The organism is Rahnella sp. WP5 (assembly GCF_000745615.1).
GTDB classification, from domain to species: Bacteria; Pseudomonadota; Gammaproteobacteria; order Enterobacterales; family Enterobacteriaceae; genus Rahnella; species Rahnella aceris.
The window spans coordinates 266,006-286,533 of the sequence record NZ_KN050720.1 but is presented as its reverse complement, the minus strand read 5'-3'; the positions used below and the strand labels follow the sequence as shown (position 1 = coordinate 286,533).

13 protein-coding genes and 1 pseudogene are annotated in these 20,528 nt (G+C 52.5%); 11 read left to right on the top strand and 3 right to left on the bottom strand.

The features are described from left to right. From cydC to trxB, 3 genes are all read right to left on the bottom strand, one after another. On the bottom strand, positions 1-1,722 hold the full coding sequence (gene cydC / locus EX31_RS18545) for a heme ABC transporter ATP-binding protein/permease CydC (RefSeq protein WP_037036580.1): 1,722 nt from the start codon (positions 1,720-1,722) through the stop codon (positions 1-3). 2 nt (positions 1,723-1,724) lie between these two features. Continuing rightward, entirely contained in the window at positions 1,725-3,491 is a 1,767-nt protein-coding gene (cydD, locus tag EX31_RS18540; RefSeq protein ID WP_037036064.1) for a heme ABC transporter permease/ATP-binding protein CydD, read from the bottom strand. Positions 3,492-3,639: 148 nt separating this feature from the next. Continuing rightward, on the bottom strand, positions 3,640-4,608 hold the full coding sequence (trxB, locus tag EX31_RS18535) for a thioredoxin-disulfide reductase (RefSeq protein ID WP_015689578.1): 969 nt from the start codon (positions 4,606-4,608) through the stop codon (positions 3,640-3,642). 732 nt (positions 4,609-5,340) lie between these two features. Here trxB and lrp point away from each other — a divergent pair. The 11 genes and pseudogenes from lrp to napF all read left to right on the top strand — a co-directional run bounded on the left by lrp (position 5,341) and on the right by napF (position 20,402). Beyond that, the gene (gene lrp, locus EX31_RS18530) at positions 5,341-5,835 is read left to right on the top strand and encodes a leucine-responsive transcriptional regulator Lrp (protein ID WP_013574775.1); all 495 of its coding nucleotides are present in this window, start codon (positions 5,341-5,343) and stop codon (positions 5,833-5,835) included. A 120-nt stretch (positions 5,836-5,955) separates the two neighbouring features. Then, on the top strand, positions 5,956-9,402 hold the full coding sequence (locus EX31_RS18525; RefSeq protein WP_037036062.1) for a DNA translocase FtsK: 3,447 nt from the start codon (positions 5,956-5,958) through the stop codon (positions 9,400-9,402). A gap of 194 nt (positions 9,403-9,596) precedes the next feature. After that, positions 9,597-10,208 (top strand): outer membrane lipoprotein periplasmic chaperone LolA, encoded by a 612-nt coding sequence (gene lolA, locus EX31_RS18520; RefSeq protein WP_013574777.1) that lies wholly within the window; start codon positions 9,597-9,599, stop codon positions 10,206-10,208. A 7-nt stretch (positions 10,209-10,215) separates the two neighbouring features. After that, the gene (locus EX31_RS18515; protein ID WP_013574778.1) at positions 10,216-11,559 is read left to right on the top strand and encodes a replication-associated recombination protein A; all 1,344 of its coding nucleotides are present in this window, start codon (positions 10,216-10,218) and stop codon (positions 11,557-11,559) included. 106 nt (positions 11,560-11,665) lie between these two features. Further along, positions 11,666-12,958: a serine--tRNA ligase gene (gene serS, locus EX31_RS18510; protein ID WP_013574779.1), complete on the top strand. Its 1,293-nt coding sequence runs from the start codon at positions 11,666-11,668 to the stop codon at positions 12,956-12,958. 198 nt (positions 12,959-13,156) lie between these two features. Beyond that, a pseudogene (locus EX31_RS18505) lies at positions 13,157-15,126 on the top strand (molybdopterin-dependent oxidoreductase). Between the two features lie 90 nt (positions 15,127-15,216). Then, positions 15,217-17,664, top strand: coding sequence for a dimethylsulfoxide reductase subunit A (gene dmsA, locus EX31_RS18500; protein WP_037036060.1), 2,448 nt, complete (start codon positions 15,217-15,219; stop codon positions 17,662-17,664). 11 nt (positions 17,665-17,675) lie between these two features. Beyond that, positions 17,676-18,293, top strand: coding sequence for a DMSO/selenate family reductase complex B subunit (locus EX31_RS18495; RefSeq protein WP_013574782.1), 618 nt, complete (start codon positions 17,676-17,678; stop codon positions 18,291-18,293). 1 nt (position 18,294) lies between these two features. Then, positions 18,295-19,152: a dimethyl sulfoxide reductase anchor subunit family protein gene (locus EX31_RS18490; protein ID WP_013574783.1), complete on the top strand. Its 858-nt coding sequence runs from the start codon at positions 18,295-18,297 to the stop codon at positions 19,150-19,152. A 69-nt stretch (positions 19,153-19,221) separates the two neighbouring features. Further along, positions 19,222-19,830 (top strand): Tat proofreading chaperone DmsD, encoded by a 609-nt coding sequence (dmsD, locus tag EX31_RS18485; protein WP_037036059.1) that lies wholly within the window; start codon positions 19,222-19,224, stop codon positions 19,828-19,830. Then, the gene (gene napF / locus EX31_RS18480; RefSeq protein ID WP_013574785.1) at positions 19,830-20,402 is read left to right on the top strand and encodes a ferredoxin-type protein NapF; all 573 of its coding nucleotides are present in this window, start codon (positions 19,830-19,832) and stop codon (positions 20,400-20,402) included. Before dmsD ends, napF begins: the two co-directional genes overlap by 1 nt. The last annotated feature ends 126 nt before the right edge of the window (positions 20,403-20,528 follow it).

Below are 20,528 nucleotides of genomic sequence, written 5' to 3'. Positions count from 1 at the left end.
TCAGGCGCGGGCAAGGAACCTTGCATAACGACTTTGTGCCGCAGCTAACGTCTGGTGATCGCCTTGTTCCACAATCTGACCCTCTTCCATAACACATATCCTGTCGAGGGCTTCCAGACCGTGCAAACGGTGCGTCACTAAGAGTAGCGTCTTATTCTGACAATGCTTGTGCAGCAGTGCCAAAATGTGTTGTTCCGTTTCTGCATCCAGCCCTTCCGTGGGTTCATCCAGCAACCACAGTGGCGCGTCATGTAACAAAGCTCGCGCCAGCCCGATACGACGTTGTTCGCCGCCGGAAAGCTGACGTCCGCCTTCACCAAGCCAGGCATTCAGGCCTTCGTTTTCCAGCAGCACATGCAAATCAACTTGTTTCAGAGCATCGGCGATTTGTTCGTCGGTGCTCTGCGGCGATGCCATGCGCAGGTTTTCGCGCAGCGTGGTGTTAAAGACGTGCGCACGCTGGCTGACGACGGTGATCATTTTGCGCAGTGTCGCTTCATCGTAATCAGCAACCGGATGACCGTTGATTTCCAACGCACCGTTGCTGATATCCCAGGCGCGAGTCAGCAGTTGCAGCAGAGTGGATTTGCCACAACCGGTCTGACCAAGCAGGGCGATGTGCTCACCGGCACGGACATCCAGATTGATATTTTTCAGCACCGGCAAAGGTTGCCCCGGATAGGTGAAATTCACATTTTTCAGCGACAGACTAACCCGTTCACCGGCCAGCGGGCCCTGAGACGGGAAGGTCACCTCTGCGGGCTGGTCGATGATCTGGCTGACGCGCTGAGCTGAGGCGATAACCTGCCCGAGATGCTGGAATGCGGCGGCTACAGGTCCCAGCGCTTCGAATGCCGCCAGCGGGGTGAAGACAAACAGTGCGATCAGTGCGCCCGGTTGCGGGAACTGGTTGATACCACCGGCAGCCAGCCATAGCATCAGTGTGACGGTCAGACCGGCCGCCGCGATCACCATTGCCTGAGACAGGCCCGTGAGTTTTGCCTGCTGCTGCTGGCGCAACATCCAACGCTGTTCGATATCATTGAGTTGCTGGCGGAACCGCGACTGAGCGCCGAAAACCACCAGTTCCGATTGCCCCTGTAACCACGATGTCAGTTGCATCCGGTAGTTACTGCGCAGCGCCGTCAGTTCACGTCCGGCAGGTTTTCCCGCGCGGTAGAAAATCACCGGCAGGAGCAGCATCAGCACCAGCATAATCGCGCCCAGCGTCAGCGCCAGTTTCACGTCGAGGAAGCTCAGGCCGAAGGTCACCAGAATGATCACCACCAGCGCACTCACCAGCGGAGAAATGACCCGCAGATATAAGTGATCGAGCGTATCGACATCGGCAACCAGGCGGTTAAGCAGGTCAGCCTGACGGAAATGTGCAATCCCCCCCGGTGACAGCGGCAGAATTTTTGTGAATGTAAACACCCGCAAATGCGCCAGCACACGGAAGGTCGCGTCGTGGCTGACCAGACGTTCAGCATAGCGGCCTGCGGTACGAAATATCGCAGCACCGCGCACACCGGCTGCGGGCAGCATATAGTTGAAGCTGTATAAACCGGCGACACCGGCCACTGCCGAGGCTGCCAGGAACCAGCCAGAGAGCGTCAGCAGGCCGATGCTCGCCAGTAAGGTGACGATGGCCAGAATGACACCCAGTGACAGACGGAACCCGTGGCGGCGGTACAGGGCGAGATAAGGCAGAAGGGTTTTCATCATTAAAGCTCCTTATTCCGCCGGGAAAGCAGACTGGCGAATAAACCGTTCTGAGCCACCAGTTGCGCGAAGGTGCCACGCTCAGCGATCAGGCCTTTCTCCATCACCCAGATTTCGTCGTAGTCACGGGTATCTTCCAGTTGATGCGTTACAAGCAGTGAAGTCTGTGCTTTAGAGGCTTCGCTCAGCGCGCTCATCACTCGTTTTTCGCTGTGCGCATCCAGGCTGGCGGTCGGCTCATCGAGCAGTAACAAACTGCATGGTGAGAGCAGGGCGCGGGCAACGGCGACGCGTTGCGCCTGTCCGATAGATAACCGCGCAGCACTGTCACCCAGTTCAGTTTCCAGCCCCAGAGGTAACAAGGGTAGAAATTCATTCACATACGCACGTTCAATGGCGGACTGAAGCTGTTCGTCACTGACCTCCGGCTGATTAAGCAGAATGTTGGCGCGCAGGGTAAGTTCGGGCAGATACGGGTTCTGGCCCACCCAGCTCAGCTGTTTACGCCATTCGTCACTACGCAATGATTTCAGTTCAATACCGCTGGCAGTAAGGGAACCCTGGTAAGGCAGGAAGCCCAGCAGGGCGTTGAGCAGGGAGCTTTTCCCCGCGCCGCTCAGGCCGACAATCGCGATACGTTGTCCGGTCTGAATGCTAAACGTTAACGGACCGGCCAGCGTTTTGCCTTGCGGTGACTGAATAATGACGTCGCGGGCTGCCAGTGCCACTGTCTGCCCGGCTGGCCAGGGTTGCTCGCCGTCACCCATATCGGCACTTTCTGCGCTCAGAAACGTGACTAAACTTTCTGCTGCGCCGATGGCTTGCGCTTTGGCGTGGTAAAACGCGCCCAGATCACGCAGAGGCTGGAAAAACTCAGGGGCAAGTATCAGTACCAGAAAGCCGGCGAACAAGGTCACAGGCGTGCCGTAACTGCCAAAATTGAGTTCACCGAGATAGGAGAAGCCGAAGTAAACCGCGACAACGGCGATAGAAATAGAAGCGAAGAATTCGAGTACAGCGGAAGATAAAAAGGCCAGACGCAGAACGTCCATCGTGCGGGCGCGGAAGTTTTCAGTTGAACGCTTAATCTGGTCGATTTCCGCCGTGCCGCGATGGAAAAGGCGAAGCGTATCAAGACCGCGCAGGCTGTCGAGAAAATTCCCACTCAGACGCGCCAGCGCGACAAAGTTACGACGGTTCGCATCAGCGGCTCCCATACCGACCAGTGCCATAAACAGCGGGATCAGCGGCGCTGTCACCAGCAAAATAAGCCCGGCGGCCCAGTTAATCGGGAAAATACTGACCAGGATGAGGAGGGGAATAATACCTGCGAGAGCGATCTGCGGCAGATAACGGGAATAGTAATCCTGCATATCTTCGATTTGTTCAAGAATAATGCTGGCCCAACTGCCCGCCGGTTTTCCCTGGATCCAGGCAGGTCCGAGCTTCTCGAGACGATCCAGCACCAGCTTGCGCATTTCCTGACGGATAACACGTCCGCAAATAAAGCCCACCTGTTCACGCAGCCAGGTGACCACAGCGCGCAGAACAAACGTCAGCGCCATTAACAGGAAACTTTGCAGCAGGGCATCACGCGGTGTGTGGTCAATGATCAGGCTGTGCAGTAATCCGGCCATCAGCCAGGCTTGCGCGAGGATCAGCAAACCGGAAAGTAAACCCAGCATCATAGACAGACGGATCCAGCCTTTGGCGCGTGAGCTTTGTTGTTTTAACCAGCGGATAAGTTCTTGTTGTCGTGTTTTATTCATCAGGCATCAGTCTGTGCAGCAATCCGGATGGGAGGGCGCTCATGTTACATGCTTGGCTCAACACTGAAAACAATAAGGCGGCAATTAAGCCGCCTTATTCGTTACTCTTTGTATGGACTCTTGGTCCGATAACTAGCCGCAGGCGTAATTATAAATCCGGGGCTTGAGATAAACCGTCCAGATAGCGTTCTGCATCCAGTGCGGCCATACAACCGGTTCCGGCAGAAGTGATCGCCTGACGGTAGATATGATCCATAACATCGCCTGCTGCGAAGACGCCCGGAATACTGGTCTGGGTGGCGTTGCCATGAGAGCCGGACTGCACTTTGATGTAGCCATCTTTCAGTTCCAGCTGGCCTTCAAAAATACCGGTATTCGGGCTGTGGCCGATAGCAATGAACACGCCCGCCACATCCACTTGCGATTTCTCATCAGTGCGCACGTCGAGCAGGCTCGCGCCTGTCACACCCATCTGATCGCCGACCACTTCATTCAGGGTCTTATGGGTATGCAGAACGATATTGCCGCTGGCCACTTTGTCATTCAGACGATCCACCAGAATTTTTTCTGCTCGGAAGTTGTCACGACGGTGGATCAGATGCACTTCAGAGGCAATATTGGCCAGATAAAGAGCTTCTTCAACAGCGGTGTTGCCACCGCCGACAACCGCGACTTTCTGGTTGCGATAGAAGAAGCCATCACAGGTTGCGCAGGCTGACACGCCGCGACCTTTAAAAGCTTCTTCAGAAGGCAGACCGATATAACGTGCTGAAGCGCCGGTTGCGATGATCAGCGCGTCACAGGTGTATTCACCGCTGTCACCAGTCAGGCGGAACGGACGGTTCTGCAAATCGACTTTGTTGATGTGGTCGAAAATGATCTCAGTATTAAATTTGGTGGCATGCTCATGCATACGTTCCATTAAGCCCGGACCGGTCAGACCCTCCGGATCGCCTGGCCAGTTTTCCACTTCGGTAGTGGTGGTCAGCTGACCGCCTTTTTCCACACCGGTAATTAATACCGGATTGAGGTTTGCACGCGCAGCATAAACCGCTGCGGTATAACCCGCCGGACCGGAACCCAAGATCAATAACTTACTGTGTTTAACCGTACTCATGCGTAATTCATCTCCGCGATGGCGACAAGCGATAAACCGATTGTAGGGAAAACGGCGCAGTAAAAAAAGTAAACTCAGATGTTGTTAACGATTTGTCTGATAGTTTTTACTGCGTAACCCGCGTAAAAAGGATTTCGCCAATATTGATGAGGCAGATAACTGTTTGATGGATAGGATGAAAAACCAGCATTCCGGCGACCGATCGTTGTGAACGTTGTTCATCAGAACGCGTTAATTTAGCCACAATTCAGGATTCTTTGTAGGGATTTGGGCGAAATAATGGGTGAGATGCGTTGTTATTGTTCATAGATAAAAGACAGCTAAAAAGGGGGCGTCCGCTTTTCAATCTGGCACGTTCTTCTGATTTTGCTTCTTTTACTTTGACAATCCGCTGTGCATTTGCGAAAACATCAGGGGAAGAAGAAATTAACTGCCTGTCTGTGACTTGAATTTATGCAATTGGCTGCTACGGACCCGTCCTGGTATTGCTTTTTGGTTTTTATGTTGCAGCAGGGTTTAGTGAATCAGGTTGGTGGTTTTCAATCTATTAATTTCACAAGGTTATTTCTTTTGAGTATCCGTTTTATGGCCGTGTTCCTTTTGACAGGGGATCAACGCGGCTTTTGGATGCGTAAACCTTAATCATCGGGTCTTCGCTTGGGACAACCCTTAGACATTGAAGTTGGCTGGGGTATGGCAGGTGCAGGGAAGGACAGCAGAGAGACAATAATAATGGTAGACAACAAAAAACGTCCGGGAAAAGATCTCGACCGTATTGACCGTAACATCCTCAACGAATTGCAAAAGGATGGCCGGATTTCAAACGTCGAGCTTTCCAAACGTGTGGGATTATCTCCAACTCCATGTCTGGAGCGCGTTCGTCGTCTTGAACGTCAGGGCTTCATCAATGGTTATACTGCATTGCTCAACCCGCATTATCTGGACGCATCGTTGCTGGTATTTGTTGAGATTACCCTCAATCGCGGCGCCCCGGATGTGTTTGAACAGTTCAATGCGGCAGTACAAAAACTCGAAGATATTCAGGAGTGTCATCTGGTTTCAGGGGACTTCGACTACCTGTTGAAAACCCGCGTACCTGATATGTCTGCTTACCGTAAGCTGTTAGGTGAGACTTTACTTCGTCTGCCAGGTGTTAACGACACCCGCACCTATGTGGTGATGGAAGAAGTGAAACAGACAAATCGCCTGGTCATTAAGACCCGGTAATTGTTCTGGTGCAAAACCTTGTCATTTTAGCTACACTCCTGTGTATCTATACAGCTATGGCGCCGGGGAGTCTCGGCGCTGTTGCTTTTTCTCAGTTCACAGGAACCTGGAGAGCCTTTCTTGAGCCAGGAATATACAGAAGATAAAGAAGTTACCCTGAAAAAACTGAGCAATGGCCGCCGTCTTCTGGAGGCTTTGCTGGTTGTGGTAGCGATTTTTGCTGCTTATTTAATGGCGGCATTGGTGAGTTTTAACCCCTCTGATCCAAGCTGGTCTCAGACAGCCTGGCATGGGCCAATTCATAACTGGGGCGGTGGTGTAGGTGCATGGATGGCCGACACGCTGTTCTTCATCTTTGGCGTATTTGGTTACGCTATTCCACCTATTATTCTGTGTCTCTGCTGGGCGGCTTTCCGTCAGCGGGATAAACAGGATTTCGTCGATTATTTTGCCCTTTCGCTGCGCCTTATTGGCACGCTGGCGCTCATTGTCACGTCTTGTGGTCTTGCAGCCGTCAACGTTGATGACCTGTATTACTTCGCTTCCGGCGGTGTAATCGGCAGTTTGCTCAGTACCGCGATGACACCTTACTTTAATAATGTGGGGGCGACTCTGGTGCTGTTATGCGTCTGGGCTGCGGGCCTGACCTTATTTACCGGCTGGTCCTGGTTGACGATCGCCGAAAAGATCGGTGGTGCCGTGCTGGGTGTAACGAATATCGTGACCAACCGGTCCCGTCGTGACGATGATTATGATTACGGCGAGGAGGACGCTCCGCTACTGGAAGACGATGACGCAAAACCGGCTGCTAAAGTCGCGCCGGCCGTCGCTGCTGCAGCGGCTCCTGCAACTGCCGCCGCTTCCGAAGCTGATGAAGATGACGTGCTATTCTCTGCGCCTTCGGTGAATGAACCTGTGGCGCAGGCCTCTTCTGAGGCTACCGCACCTGCTGCGAGCGCGGCTGTTGCTGAACCGGTACAGGCAGCGGATCCTTATGCTGCTGAGCCGCCGGTTGCTAATATTTCACCGCAGCCAGCACCGGCAACGGCCATTCCGCCGTTATACAATTTCGAGATCCCGGAAGAAACACCAGTTCCGCGCCATCCGCAGCCCGTTCAGCAATCGCCTTCACCAGCGCCAGTTGAGCGCAGAGAGGAAGATGGTCCGAGTCTGGGCAACTGGCAAACTGCCGTGGAGCATTCCCGTTCTCCGTTTGATTTCAGTTCAGCAGTGCCTGATGCCGCTCAGGCGGCCAGCGTGGCGGCCACCGCAGCACTGGCGACCGGTCTTGCACAGGCAGGGCAGTCCACGGCATCTTCCGCTGGTAACACCTTTATGCCAGCCTTCAGTGCTGTGAGCGATGAAAATCCACAGGTGAAAAAAGGCTTTGGCCCTGAGTTGCCGCGTCCTAATCCGGTGCGTATACCTACACGCCGTGAGCTGGCCTCGTATGGCATCAAGCTGCCTTCTCAGCGTATGGCAGAACAGCAGGAACAGGCACAGTCTGCGACGCATAGCGATCCACAGATCCAGGCAGACGTAGAAGCGCTACAGGAAGCAGCATTGCAGCAGGCGTTTGCCGCTCAGCAACAAGAGCGCTATGGCGATGCGGTCACTGAAAATGAACCTGATGAAGAAACTGCCTTGCAGGAAGCCGAATTGCGCAATGCGTTTGCTGCGCGTGAGCAGGCCCGCTATCAGCAGGATGTCGAACCGCTAAGCGGCGTGGTACAGCATCACCATTCACAAAATCAGCAGACTGAATTACCGGCTGTTGCTGATGATTTTGCCGCTGCGGCCATGAAACTCAGCCAGCATGATGCATTCAGCTTCTCACCAATGGCTGACCTGGTGGACGATACGCCTTCTGAACCGCTGTTTACATTGCCGGCACAAGCGGAAGAAGAACCGCAGGCTGCAACGTTTGCACAACAACCTTATCAGCGCGCTACGTCTTCTGAGCCCGTACAGCATGCGCAGGAATATGAGGCTCCACGACAGTCTTCGCCATCGGCGCAGCCTGATATGGATAGCCTGATCCATCCGTTCCTTATGCGTAATGAGCAGCCGCTGGTGAAACCGACCACACCGCTGCCATCACTGGATTTGCTGACCTCACCGCCGGCTGAAGCTGAGCCTGTGGATGAGTTCGCGCTGGAACAGATGGGAAATCTGATCGAAGCGCGTCTGAATGATTACCGCATTAAAGCCGATGTCGTGGGGAAATTGCCGGGACCGGTAATTACCCGTTTCGAACTGGATCTGGCGCCGGGCGTGAAAGCTGCACGTATTTCTAACCTTTCGCGTGACCTTGCCCGTTCATTGTCTGCGGTTGCGGTGCGTGTTGTGGAAGTGATCCCGGGCAAACCGTATGTCGGCCTGGAATTACCAAACAAGAAGCGCCAGACGGTATATCTGCGCGAAGTGCTGGACTGTGCGAAATTTAAAGAAAGTACGTCGCCGCTGACAATTGTGCTGGGTAAAGATATTTCAGGTGAGCCGGTTATCGCCGATCTGGCGAAAATGCCTCACTTGCTGGTGGCCGGTACGACCGGTTCCGGTAAGTCCGTCGGCGTTAACGCCATGATCCTGAGTATGCTGTACAAGTCTAAACCGGAAGATGTGCGCTTCATTATGATCGACCCGAAAATGCTCGAATTGTCGGTGTATGAAGGTATTCCACATCTGCTGACCGAAGTCGTTACTGACATGAAAGATGCAGCCAATGCGCTGCGCTGGTGTGTCAGTGAAATGGAACGTCGCTATAAACTGATGTCGGCGCTGGGTGTGCGTAACCTTGCCGGTTACAATGAACGTGTTCTGGAAGCGGAGGCGATGGGACGTCCCATTCCTGATCCGTTCTGGAAGCCGGGCGATGGCATGGCTGCTGAGCCGCCGTATCTGCAGAAAGAACCGTTTATCGTGGTGCTGGTCGATGAGTTTGCCGACCTGATGATGACCGTGGGTAAAAAAGTTGAAGAGCTGATTGCGCGCCTGGCCCAGAAAGCCCGTGCGGCAGGTATTCACCTGGTTCTGGCGACCCAGCGTCCTTCTGTCGATGTTATTACCGGTCTGATTAAAGCCAACATTCCGACCCGAATTGCCTTTACAGTTTCGAGTAAAATTGACTCCCGCACCATTCTGGATCAGGGCGGCGCAGAATCACTGCTGGGGATGGGGGACATGCTGTATATGGCACCAAACTCCTCGATTCCGGTGCGTGTTCACGGTGCTTTTGTCCGCGATCAGGAAGTGCATGCGGTGGTTCAGGACTGGAAAGCGCGCGGTCGTCCAAAATACATCGAAAGCATTGTTTCCGGTGGTGAAGATGGTGAGGGTGGCGGTTTAGGGCTGGACGGTGATGAAGAGCTCGATGCGCTGTTTGATCAGGCGGTTGCGTTCGTAGTCGATAAACGCCGTGCGTCGATTTCGGGTGTTCAGCGTCAGTTCCGTATCGGTTACAACCGTGCGGCGCGCATTGTTGAGCAAATGGAAGCGCAGGGCATTGTCAGTACGCCGGGTCATAACGGTAACCGCGAAGTGTTGGCACCACCGTCACACGAGTAAACCCAGACGGTTTGCCTGCATTTGTTAAGAAGGGTCGCGAATGCGACCCTTGTGCAAAGATGCGTAAAACTATTGTTTTTCAGATGAATGAGCTACCGCCGGGGCGCTGCCTCGGATAGAGTTCGCACCATACGTCTTTTGCCTGTGTAAAAGGCATCGTCTGAAGTTTATGGATTTCTGAGGTAAGTATAAGAATGAAAAAATTGTTAATGGTAGGGTGTTTACTGACCGCATTTACCTCTGCTTCCGTTTTAGCGGATGCCAGCAGTGATCTCAAATCTCGTCTGGGTAAACTCAATACTTTCCATGCCAGCTTCACGCAGACGGTAACCAGCGATGATGGTGCAGCCGTTCAGCAGGGCGAAGGCCAGTTGTGGGTGAAACGTCCAAACCTGTTTAACTGGCATATGACTACGCCGGATGAGAGCATTTTAGTTTCCGACGGTAAAACCCTATGGTTCTATAACCCGTTCGTTGAACAGGTCACGGCAACCTGGCTTAAAAATGCCACCGGCAACACGCCGTTCATGCTGATCACGCGTAATGATAGCAGTGACTGGGCAAAATATAACGTGAAACAGAAGGGCGATGACTTTGAATTAACGCCGAAAGCTGCGACCGGTAATCTGAAACAATTTGCGATCAACGTGACCCCTTCAGGCACTATCAAAAGCTTCACTGCCGTTGAACAGGACGGGCAGAAAAGTGCTTATACCCTGAAAGGTGAGCAAAATGCGTCTGTTGATGATGCCAAGTTTAAATTTACTCCGCCGCAGGGTGTGACGGTGGACGACCAGCGTCAGTGAGGTTAGTTTGAGTAATCTGTCACTCGATTTTTCCCAAAATGAATTCCAGCCACTGGCCGCCAGAATGCGGCCAGTCACTCTTGCAGAATATATTGGACAGCAGCATCTGTTAGCGCCGGGCAAACCTCTGCCGCGGGCCATTGAAGCAGGGCAATTGCATTCGATGATTTTGTGGGGGCCGCCGGGTACCGGGAAAACGACGCTGGCAGAACTGATTGGCCGGTATGCAAACGCCGATGTTGAGCGTATATCTGCGGTCACATCCGGTGTTAAAGATATTCGGGAAGCGATTGAGCGAGCCCGGCAGAATCGCGATGCCGGGCGTCGTACCATTTTGTTCGTTGATGAAGTCCATCGCTTTAACAAAAGTCAGCAGGACGCTTTCCTGCCGCACATTGAAGATGGCACCATTACATTTATTGGTGCGACCACCGAAAACCCTTCTTTCGAACTCAATTCCGCATTGCTGTCTCGCGCTCGTGTGTATTTACTTAAATCACTGACGGCTGAAGATATCGAGAAAGTGATTGATCAGGCACTGAGCAATTCTGAGCGCGGTTACGCCAATGAGAAAATCCGTGTTCCGCCGGAAACCCGCCGGATGCTTTCGGAGCTGGTGAATGGCGACGCGCGCCGGGCGCTGAACAGTATTGAAATGATGGCCGATATGGCGGAAATCGACGCCAATGGTTACAGGACACTCACGCCGGAATTACTCACTGAGATTGCCGGTGAACGCAGTGCGCGCTTCGACAATAAAGGCGATCGTTTTTACGATTTAATCTCTGCATTGCATAAATCAGTGCGGGGTTCTTCGCCTGATGCGGCACTTTACTGGTATGCCCGAATCATCACCGCCGGTGGTGATCCGTTGTATGTCGCCCGACGTTTGTTGGCGATTGCTTCAGAAGATGTCGGGAATGCCGATCCACGGGGCATGCAGGTGGCGCTCGCTGCCTGGGATTGTTTTACCCGTGTTGGCCCGGCTGAAGGTGAGCGTGCGATTGCCCAGGCGATTGTGTATCTGGCCTGTGCACCGAAAAGTAATGCTGTATACACCGCATTCAAATCTGCCATGCGTGATGCACGCGAAATGGCAGATTTTGATGTGCCGGAACATTTGCGTAATGCGCCGACCAAACTGATGAAAGAAATGGGGCTTGGTGCTGAGTATCGTTATGCGCATGACGAACCGAATGCATATGCGGCGGGAGAGGATTATTTCCCGCCTGAAATGGCCCGTACGCAGTATTATTACCCGACATCACGCGGGCTTGAAGGCAAGATCGGCGAAAAGTTGGCATGGCTTGCCGAACAAGATCAAAATAGCCCGACAAAACGCTACCGCTAATTTTATCGTTGCGGTAAGGTTACCGTGATAACTCTTTGACACGCTGCCATTTCAGACAGTGTGCATCATCAAATTAACATTCAATAACGACACGTACAGGATTAGCATGCTGGATCCCAATCTGCTGCGTAATGAGCTAGACGCAGTTGCAGAAAAACTCGCTCGCAGAGGTTTTAAACTCGATGTGGAAACGCTGCGTTCTCAGGAAGAACGCCGCAAAGTCTTGCAGGTAGAAACGGAAACTCTACAGGCTGAACGTAACTCCCGATCGAAATCTATCGGTCAGGCAAAAGCCCGTGGCGAAGACATCGAACCCCTGCGTCTGGAAGTGAATACGCTGGGTGAGAAGCTGGATGCAGCGAAAGCTGAACTGGATGCATTGCAAAATGACATCCGCGATATCGCTTCTGCTATTCCAAACATGCCTGATGACTCCGTGCCTGCCGGTAAAGATGAGAACGATAACCAGGAAGTGAGCCGCTGGGGCACGCCGCGTCAGTACGATTTCACCGTGCGCGATCACGTATCGCTGGGCGAAATGGCTGGCGGCCTGGATTTTGCCGCTGCCGTTAAACTGACGGGTGCGCGTTTTGTCGTGATGAAAGGGCAAATCGCCCGTATGCATCGCGCACTGTCGCAGTTCATGCTCGATCTGCACACAGAGCAACACGGTTATCTGGAAACCTATGTTCCCTATCTGGTCAATCAGGAAACGTTGTACGGTACCGGTCAGTTGCCTAAGTTTGGCGAAGATTTGTTCCATACCAAACCCCTGGATGAAGAGGCGGGCAGCAGTAACTATGCGCTGATCCCGACGGCAGAAGTGCCGCTGACCAACCTGACCCGTGATGAAATTCTTGAAGAAGAATCTCTGCCACTGAAGATGACAGCGCATACGCCATGTTTCCGTTCAGAAGCCGGTTCGTATGGTCGTGACACCCGTGGTCTGATCCGCATGCACCAGTTCGACAAAGTTGAGATGGTGCAAATCGTTCGTCCTGAAGATTCAATGGACGCACTGGAAGAACTGACCGGCCATGCAGAAAAGGTGCTTCAGCTGCTGAATTTGCCATACCGCAAAGTTTTGTTGTGTACCGGCGATATGGGCTTTGGTTCTTGCAAAACCTACGATCTGGAAGTTTGGTTGCCAGCGCAGGATACATACCGTGAAATTTCCTCATGCTCCAACATGGGTGATTTCCAGGCCCGTCGTATGCAGGCGCGTTGCCGCAACAAAACCGATAAAAAACCACGTCTGGTTCATACCCTGAATGGTTCTGGTTTGGCTGTAGGTCGTACACTGGTCGCCGTGCTGGAAAACTACCAACAAGCTGATGGCCGTATCGAAGTGCCGGAAGTATTACGTCCGTACATGGGTGGTTTAGAATATATCGGTTAATCCCGTTATATCTGCACTAACATAGCGAAAAGCGCCTTAGGGCGCTTTTTTTATGCATGAGATCATGCGTTACGTTACGAATTCCGTATTTCTTTCTCTTCAACCCCGCCTTTTTTGATAGCAGACAAGGTTTCGTACCCCCTAATAAGTAGTATCCATGCTGTTTGAGTGGGTATTGCCTCATTACCGGAGCGAAAAATGTCGGAAATCAAACCAGAAATCACCACGCTAAAAAGTGGTATCAGCCGCCGGACACTGATCAAGACATCAACGCTGGCAGGGCTGGCCGTTGCTGCGGATGGCGTATCCCTTCCTTTTAGCCGTAAAGCTCTGGCCCAGGGAGTGGGTGAGGCGAAGCATTTAGTCTCCGAAGATAAAGTGGTGTGGGGCGCCTGTTCAGTCAACTGCGGTAGCCGTTGTGCGTTACGTTTGCATGTACGTGATGATGAGGTGTACTGGGTCGAAACAGACAATACCGGGCAGGATATTTACGGTGATCATCAGGTGCGCGCCTGCCTGCGCGGGCGTTCTATCCGCCGCCGCATGAATCATCCGGAGCGCCTGAATTATCCGATGAAGCGCGTCGGCAAGCGCGGTGAAGGTAAGTTTAAACGCATTAGCTGGGAAGAGGCGTTCGATGAAATTGCCAATAACCTGAAGCGTATTGTCGCGAAATACGGCAATGAAGCGGTATATATCAATTACACGTCCGACATTGTAGGCGGCAACATCACCCGTTCTTCCCCTTACGCTTCGCTGGTTGCGACACCTGAATGGGCGTCCCGCATTACCGGTATTCCGGCCACTCGTATTGTCAAACTGGCCCGCGAAATCGGTCAGGCAAAACCCGCCTATATTTCTCAGGGCTGGGGCCCACAGCGTCAGGCCAACGGTGAACTGACGTCCAGAGCCATCGCTATGTTGCCGATTTTAACCGGCAATGTTGGCATTAATGGCGGCAATAGTGGCGCACGTGAATCCACCTATACCATCACCATTGAACGCATGCCCGTGCTGGAAAATCCGGTCAAAACACAGATTTCCTGTTTTAGCTGGACTGACGCCATTGCCCGTGGCCCGCAGATGACTGCCACGAAAGATGGCGTGCGCGGCAAAGACAAACTGGATGTGCCGATCAAATTCATCTGGAACTATGCCGGTAATACCATCACCAACCAGCATTCCGACATCAATAAAACCCACGATATTCTGCAGGATGACACGCAGTGCGAGATGATAGTCGTGCTGGAAAACTTCATGACCTCCTCGGCGAAGTACGCCTACATCCTGCTGCCTGATCTCATGACCGTCGAGCAGGAAGATATTATTCCAAATGACTACGCCGGGAATATGGGGTATCTGATTTTCATCCAGCCTGCAACGTCCGCTAAGTTCGAACGTAAAGGCATCTACGAGATGATGAGCGAAGTCGCGCGTCGTCTTGGCCCGGATGTTTATAACAAGTTCACCGAAGGCCGTACCCAGCGGGAGTGGTTGCAATATCTGTATGCCAAAATGCTGGCGAAAGACCCGGCATTGCCTGCTTATGAAGAACTACGGCTAATGGGGATATATAAGCGTAAGGATCCTGCCGGGCATTTTGTGGCTTATAAAAAATTCCGTCAGGATCCCCAGGCCAATCCGCTGAAAACACCTTCCGGTAAAATCGAAATTTACTCCTCTGCTCTGGCGAAAATTGCCGGCGAATGGGAGCTGCAAAAAGATGAAACCATTAGTCCGCTGCCTGTGTATGCCTCAACCTTTGAAGGCTGGGACGTCCGAAACGTAGCCAATTTCCGCTGCAGATGTTCGGCTTCCACTACAAAGCCCGCACCCATTCCACATACGGCAATATCGATGTTTTGCAGGCGTCCTGCCGGCAGGAAGTCTGGATTAACCCGATCGATGCCAAAACCCGTGGCATTGAAAACGGTGACAAAGTGAAAGTCTTTAATGACCGCGGTGAAGTGCGTGTCGCGGCAAAAGTCACCCCGCGCATCATACCCGGCGTTGTGGCTATGGGGCAGGGCGCATGGCATCAGGCCAATATGAGTGGTGACCGTATTGACCATGGTGCCTGTATGAACACGCTGACAACCCAACGCCCCTCACCGTTAGCGAAGGGTAATCCTCAGCATACGAATTTGATTCAAATAGAAAAAGTCTAAAGAAGCCACGAGCCACGAGCCACGAGCCAGGGCCCGATGACATGGTTGTTAAATTTTCGTCCTTCAGATAAGGGCGTTACGGAGTAAGCAATGTCAGATTTAAACAGTAATAAAACCGATTCAGGCGGTGGGATCAGCCGCCGTGACCTGGTTAAGGGAACCACACTCGCCGGTATAGCAGCCGCAGTTGGCGGCATATCGTTGCCGTTCAAATCAATACGTGCGGAAAAGCTACAGGCCCCGGCCAAATCTACAGATGAGAAAATCGTCTGGAGTGCCTGTACTGTTAACTGCGGCAGCCGCTGTCCGTTGCGAATGCACGTCGTTGATAACGAGATCCGTTATGTCGAGACCGACAATACCGGTAATGACAATTATGAAGGACTGCATCAGGTTCGTGCCTGTCTGCGCGGGCGCTCAATGCGTCGTCGTGTTTATAACCCGGACCGTCTGAAGTATCCGATGAAACGCGTGGGCAAACGTGGTGAAGGGAAATTCAAGCCTATCAGCTGGGACGAAGCCTTTGACACCCTGGCGGGCAGCCTTAAAGACATTATTCATCGTTATGGCAATGAAGCGATTTATCTGAATTACGGCACCGGTACGCTGGGTGGCACGATGACGCGTTCATGGCCGCCAGGCAAGACACTGATCGCTCGTCTGATGAACTGCTGCGGTGGTTATCTGAATCATTATGGCGACTACAGTTCAGCGCAAATTGCAGCGGGTCTTAATTATACCTATGGCGGCTGGGCGGACGGCAACAGCCCGTCTGATATCGAAAACAGCAAACTGGTGGTGCTGTTCGGCAATAACCCGGGTGAAACCCGTATGAGCGGTGGCGGGGTGACATATTACCTCGAACAGGCTCGCCAGCGTTCGAACGCCCGTATGATCATTGTGGATCCGCGCTATACCGATACCGGTGCCGGACGCGAAGACGAATGGGTGCCGATCCGTCCGGGTACTGATGGCGCGCTGGCAGCGGCGCTGGCGCACGTCATGATCACTGAAAATCTGGTTGATCAGCCATTCCTCGATAAGTATTGCGTCGGGTATGACGAAAAAACCTTACCGGCGGGTGTGCCTGAGAATGCGCATTACAAGGCTTATATTCTCGGCAAAGGGCCAGACGGTGTAGCGAAAACGCCTGAATGGGCGGCAAAAATCACGGGCATCTCCGTGGATAAAATCGTCAAGCTGGGGCGTGAAATCGGACAGGCAAAACCAGCATTTATTACGCAGGGCTGGGGCCCGCAGCGTCACGCTAACGGAGAAATTGCAACCCGTGCAATTGCGATGCTGGCGATCCTTACTGGCAACGTGGGCGTTAACGGCGGTAATTCCGGTGCCCGCGAAGGTTCCTACGAGATCCCGTTTGTACGTATGCCGACGCTGGAAAATCCGGTTCAGACCAGTATTTCTATGTTCCTGTGGACGGATGCGATTGTGCGTGGCCCGCAGATGACCGCCATGAAAGATGGCGTGCGCGGCAAGGATAAACTTGATGTGCCCATTAAGTTTATCTGGAACTACGCTGGTAACTGTTTGATCAATCAGCATTCAGATATCAACCGCACCCATGACATTCTGCAGGATGACAAACAGTGTGAAATGATTGTGGTGATTGATAACCACATGACCTCGTCAGCAAAATACGCAGATATTATCCTGCCAGACTGCACGGCCTCTGAGCAGATGGATTTCTGTCTCGATGCCTCGTGCGGCAACATGGATTATGTGATTTTTGCCGATCAGGCGATTACGCCACGTTTCCAGTGCAAGAACATCTATGAAATGACCAGCGAGCTTTCCCGCCGCATGGGGGTAGAGCAGCAGTTCACCGAAGGCCGTACGCAGGAAGAATGGTTGCGTCATCTGTATCAGCAGTCACGTGAAGCGCTGCCAGAACTGCCAGATTTCGAGACCTTCCGCAAACAGGGCATATTCAAAAAACGTGACCCCGACCAGCATCATGTGGCTTACAAAGCATTCCGTGAAAATCCTGCAGCCAATCCGCTGAGTACGCCGTCCGGTAAAATCGAAATTTACTCTGCTGAACTGGCCAAAATTGCGGCTGAATGGGAACTCTCTAAAGAGGACGTGATTGATCCATTACCGGTGTATGCCGCCGGTTTCGAAAACTATGACGACCCGCTGGCCAGTAAATATCCGTTACAGATGACGGGTTTCCACTATAAAGCGCGTACCCACTCCACTTACGGCAATGTTGATGTACTGAAAGCAGCCTGTCGCCAGGAAATGTGGATCAATCCGATGGATGCCGCACAGCGTGGTATCACCAACGGCGACATGATCCGCATCTTTAACGATCGCGGGGAAGTGCATATAGCCGCCAAAGTGACACCGCGCATGATGCCGGGCGTTGTCGCACTTGGCGAAGGTGCCTGGTATTCCCCTGACAGCAAAAAAATAGATCGTGCGGGCAGCATTAATGTACTGACTTCTCAAAGACCTTCACCGCTGGCGAAAGGTAACCCCTCTCATACCAACCTTGTGCAAGTGGCTAAGGTTTAACGGAGTAAATCATGACAACTCAATATGGTTTTTATATTGACTCAAGCCGCTGCACAGGGTGCAAAACCTGTGAACTGGCATGCAAGGACTTCAAAAATTTAACCCCGGACGTGAGTTTCCGCCGTATCTATGAATATGCTGGCGGCGACTGGCAAAAAGACGGAGATGGCTGGCATCAGAATGTCTTCGCCTATTATTTGTCAATTTCCTGTAACCATTGTGCGGATCCCGCCTGCACCAAGGTCTGTCCGAGTGGCGCGATGCATAAGCGTGAAGACGGTTTTGTGGTCGTAAACGAAGATATCTGTATTGGCTGTCGTTATTGCCATATGGCGTGTCCGTATGGCGCGCCGCAATACAATGAAGCCAAAGGTCACATGACCAAATGTGACGGATGCTACGAACGCATTGCTGAAGGTAAAAAACCGATTTGTGTTGAATCCTGCCCGCTGCGTGCGTTGGATATGGCGCCAATCGAAGAACTGCGTGCGAAATACGGTGAACTGGCTGAAGTGGCACCGTTGCCGGCTTCACATTTCACTCACCCAAATATCGTCATTAAACCCAATGCGAATTGCCGTCCTGTAGGCGATACCACGGGTTATCTGGCTAACCCGAAGGAGGTTTGAGATGGGAAACGGATGGCATGAATGGCCTTTGATGGTCTTTACGGTTCTGGGGCAATGTGTCGTTGGCGCATTTATTGTGCTTGCCATTGCGTTGCTGACTCAGCGCAGTAGGGAAGAATACCGCCAGATCCATCTCTCGATGTTCTTTTTGTGGGTGTTGATGGCGATCGCTTTCATCGCCTCGGTTCTGCATCTGGGGTCACCGCTGCGGGCATTCAATTCGCTTAACCGGCTGGGCGCGTCGCCGCTGAGCAACGAAATTGGCAGCGGCTCGCTCTTCTTTGCGCTGGGCGGGATTTACTGGCTGCTGGCGATGATCAACAAGATGCCACGCGTGCTCGCTAAAATCTGGTTAATCGTGACCATGCTGGCAGGTGTTGGATTCGTCTTCGCGATGTGTCGTGTGTATGCAATCAATACTGTGCCAACCTGGGACAATGCGTATACCGCGTTTCATTTTGGCCTGACGGTACTGATTGGCGGACCGGTTCTGGGCTACCTGCTGCTGCGTGGTGCTAATATTAATGGTTGTGCGCTACGTCTGCTGCCGGTCATCAGCTTTGTGTCACTGGTCGTGAGTATGGCTGTTGTTGTTATGCAAAGCGCCAGTCTGGCAGGCATCAGCAGTTCCGTTCAGGCTGCGTCAGCGCTTATCCCACAATACGGTGTGTTGTCGGTGTGGCGGCTGGTGCTGGTTGTTCTTGGACTGGGCTGCTGGTTCTGTCCGCTTATACTGCGTAAACGACCTGCACTGGCCTCAATGATACTGGCCTTTGTGCTGGTGTTTGCCGGAGAACTGATTGGTCGGGCGATTTTCTACGGTCTGCATATGACAGTGGGAATGGCAGTGGGCGGCTAATTTCAGGTAGTCAGGTTTATCAGGAGGCACGTCGCCAGTAAGGATGTGCCTCTGCAAAATGAGTTAATTATGTCAGCAGAATCAATTAGTTTAACCGGTAAAGTATTAGGCGCGATGCTGTTTTATCCGCCGAGCTCTCCTGAAGTTAGCGTCTTAATTACGTTACTTGAAAGCAGCGTCTGGACGGAGTCATGGCCATGTGCGAGTGACGAGGCTAAAACTCAGGCGGGAGAAACATTCAGCCAGATTACGGCCGCGTCTGAAAGTCTGGATGACGCGTATCAGCGTCTTTTTATCGGCCCTTATTCGTTACCCGCGCCACCTTGGGGCTCGGTGTATCTGGACAAAGAATCAGTGCTGTTTGGCGATTCAACGCTGGCATTGCGCCAGTGGATGCGTGAAAACGGTATTGAACCCCATCTGGAGCAGGCAGAGCCGGAAGATCACATCGGTTTGCTGCTGATGATGTCTGCATGGTTAGCCGAGAATTCACCTTCTTTGCTGGATGAATTTCTGACAGAGCATTTATTCCCGTGGGCCGGACGCTATTTCGAATTACTCCGTCAGAAAGCAGAACACCCGTTTTATCTCGGAGTGGCCGTACTGGCAGAATCCACACTACAGGGCTGGAAACAACAACGTAGTCTGGAAGCGCCCGTCGTGGATCTGTATTTCTGATGAGCGATTCCCGCGACGCCAGATACTATCGTGCCTGGATGAGCAGCAGAACGGTCAGCCGCCGTGGGTTATTCCGCGGCTTGCTGTCACCGGGCAAACAGGCAATTGAACAGGCGGCACAGCCTTCTGCGAACTTGCTGGCGCGCGTGATTGCCCGTCCGCCTCAGGCCATTGCCGAACCGATGTTTCAGCAACAATGTGATGGATGCGGACGTTGCGCACAGGCGTGCCCGGTCGGCATTATAAGCATCCAGGGAGGAAAGGCTTCGCTGGCTATCGATTATGCTGAATGTGACTTTTGCGGTGCTTGTACGCAGGCTTGCGAAAGAGAGGCGCTGGATCAGTGTGTGCCAATGGATACTGGTTTGCGTCCGGTTATTTTGTCCCAGTGTCTGGGACGGCTGGATGACTTGTGCCGAATGTGCGAAATTGCCTGTCCGCGCACGGCAATATTTTTTAATCAACAGAATCAACCTTCTGTTGATGACGCAAAATGTAATGGCTGCGGGAAATGCAAACTTGTTTGTTATCATGGTGATATTAACCTGTCTTTGAAGTGTCATTCATCTTAATCATTAAGCTTGATTAGTGTTTTCAATCATTCTTCTCCACTTTGTGCTCAGGTCAATTTTTGCCAGATTGACTTTTAAACCGCCGGTGGCATGATGCGCGCAATTTCTTCCTCTTTGTGGTCATCA

Coding starts and splice junctions, on each gene's coding strand:
- cydC (WP_037036580.1), bottom strand. CDS start 1,722: ATGAAAACCCTTCTGCCTTATCTCGCCCTGTACCGCCGCCACGGGTTC.
- cydD (WP_037036064.1), bottom strand. CDS start 3,491: ATGAATAAAACACGACAACAAGAACTTATCCGCTGGTTAAAACAACAA.
- trxB (WP_015689578.1), bottom strand. CDS start 4,608: ATGAGTACGGTTAAACACAGTAAGTTATTGATCTTGGGTTCCGGTCCG.
- lrp (WP_013574775.1), top strand. CDS start 5,341: ATGGTAGACAACAAAAAACGTCCGGGAAAAGATCTCGACCGTATTGAC.
- lolA (WP_013574777.1), top strand. CDS start 9,597: ATGAAAAAATTGTTAATGGTAGGGTGTTTACTGACCGCATTTACCTCT.
- serS (WP_013574779.1), top strand. CDS start 11,666: ATGCTGGATCCCAATCTGCTGCGTAATGAGCTAGACGCAGTTGCAGAA.
- dmsA (WP_037036060.1), top strand. CDS start 15,217: ATGTCAGATTTAAACAGTAATAAAACCGATTCAGGCGGTGGGATCAGC.
- EX31_RS18495 (WP_013574782.1), top strand. CDS start 17,676: ATGACAACTCAATATGGTTTTTATATTGACTCAAGCCGCTGCACAGGG.
- EX31_RS18490 (WP_013574783.1), top strand. CDS start 18,295: ATGGGAAACGGATGGCATGAATGGCCTTTGATGGTCTTTACGGTTCTG.
- dmsD (WP_037036059.1), top strand. CDS start 19,222: ATGTCAGCAGAATCAATTAGTTTAACCGGTAAAGTATTAGGCGCGATG.
- napF (WP_013574785.1), top strand. CDS start 19,830: ATGAGCGATTCCCGCGACGCCAGATACTATCGTGCCTGGATGAGCAGC.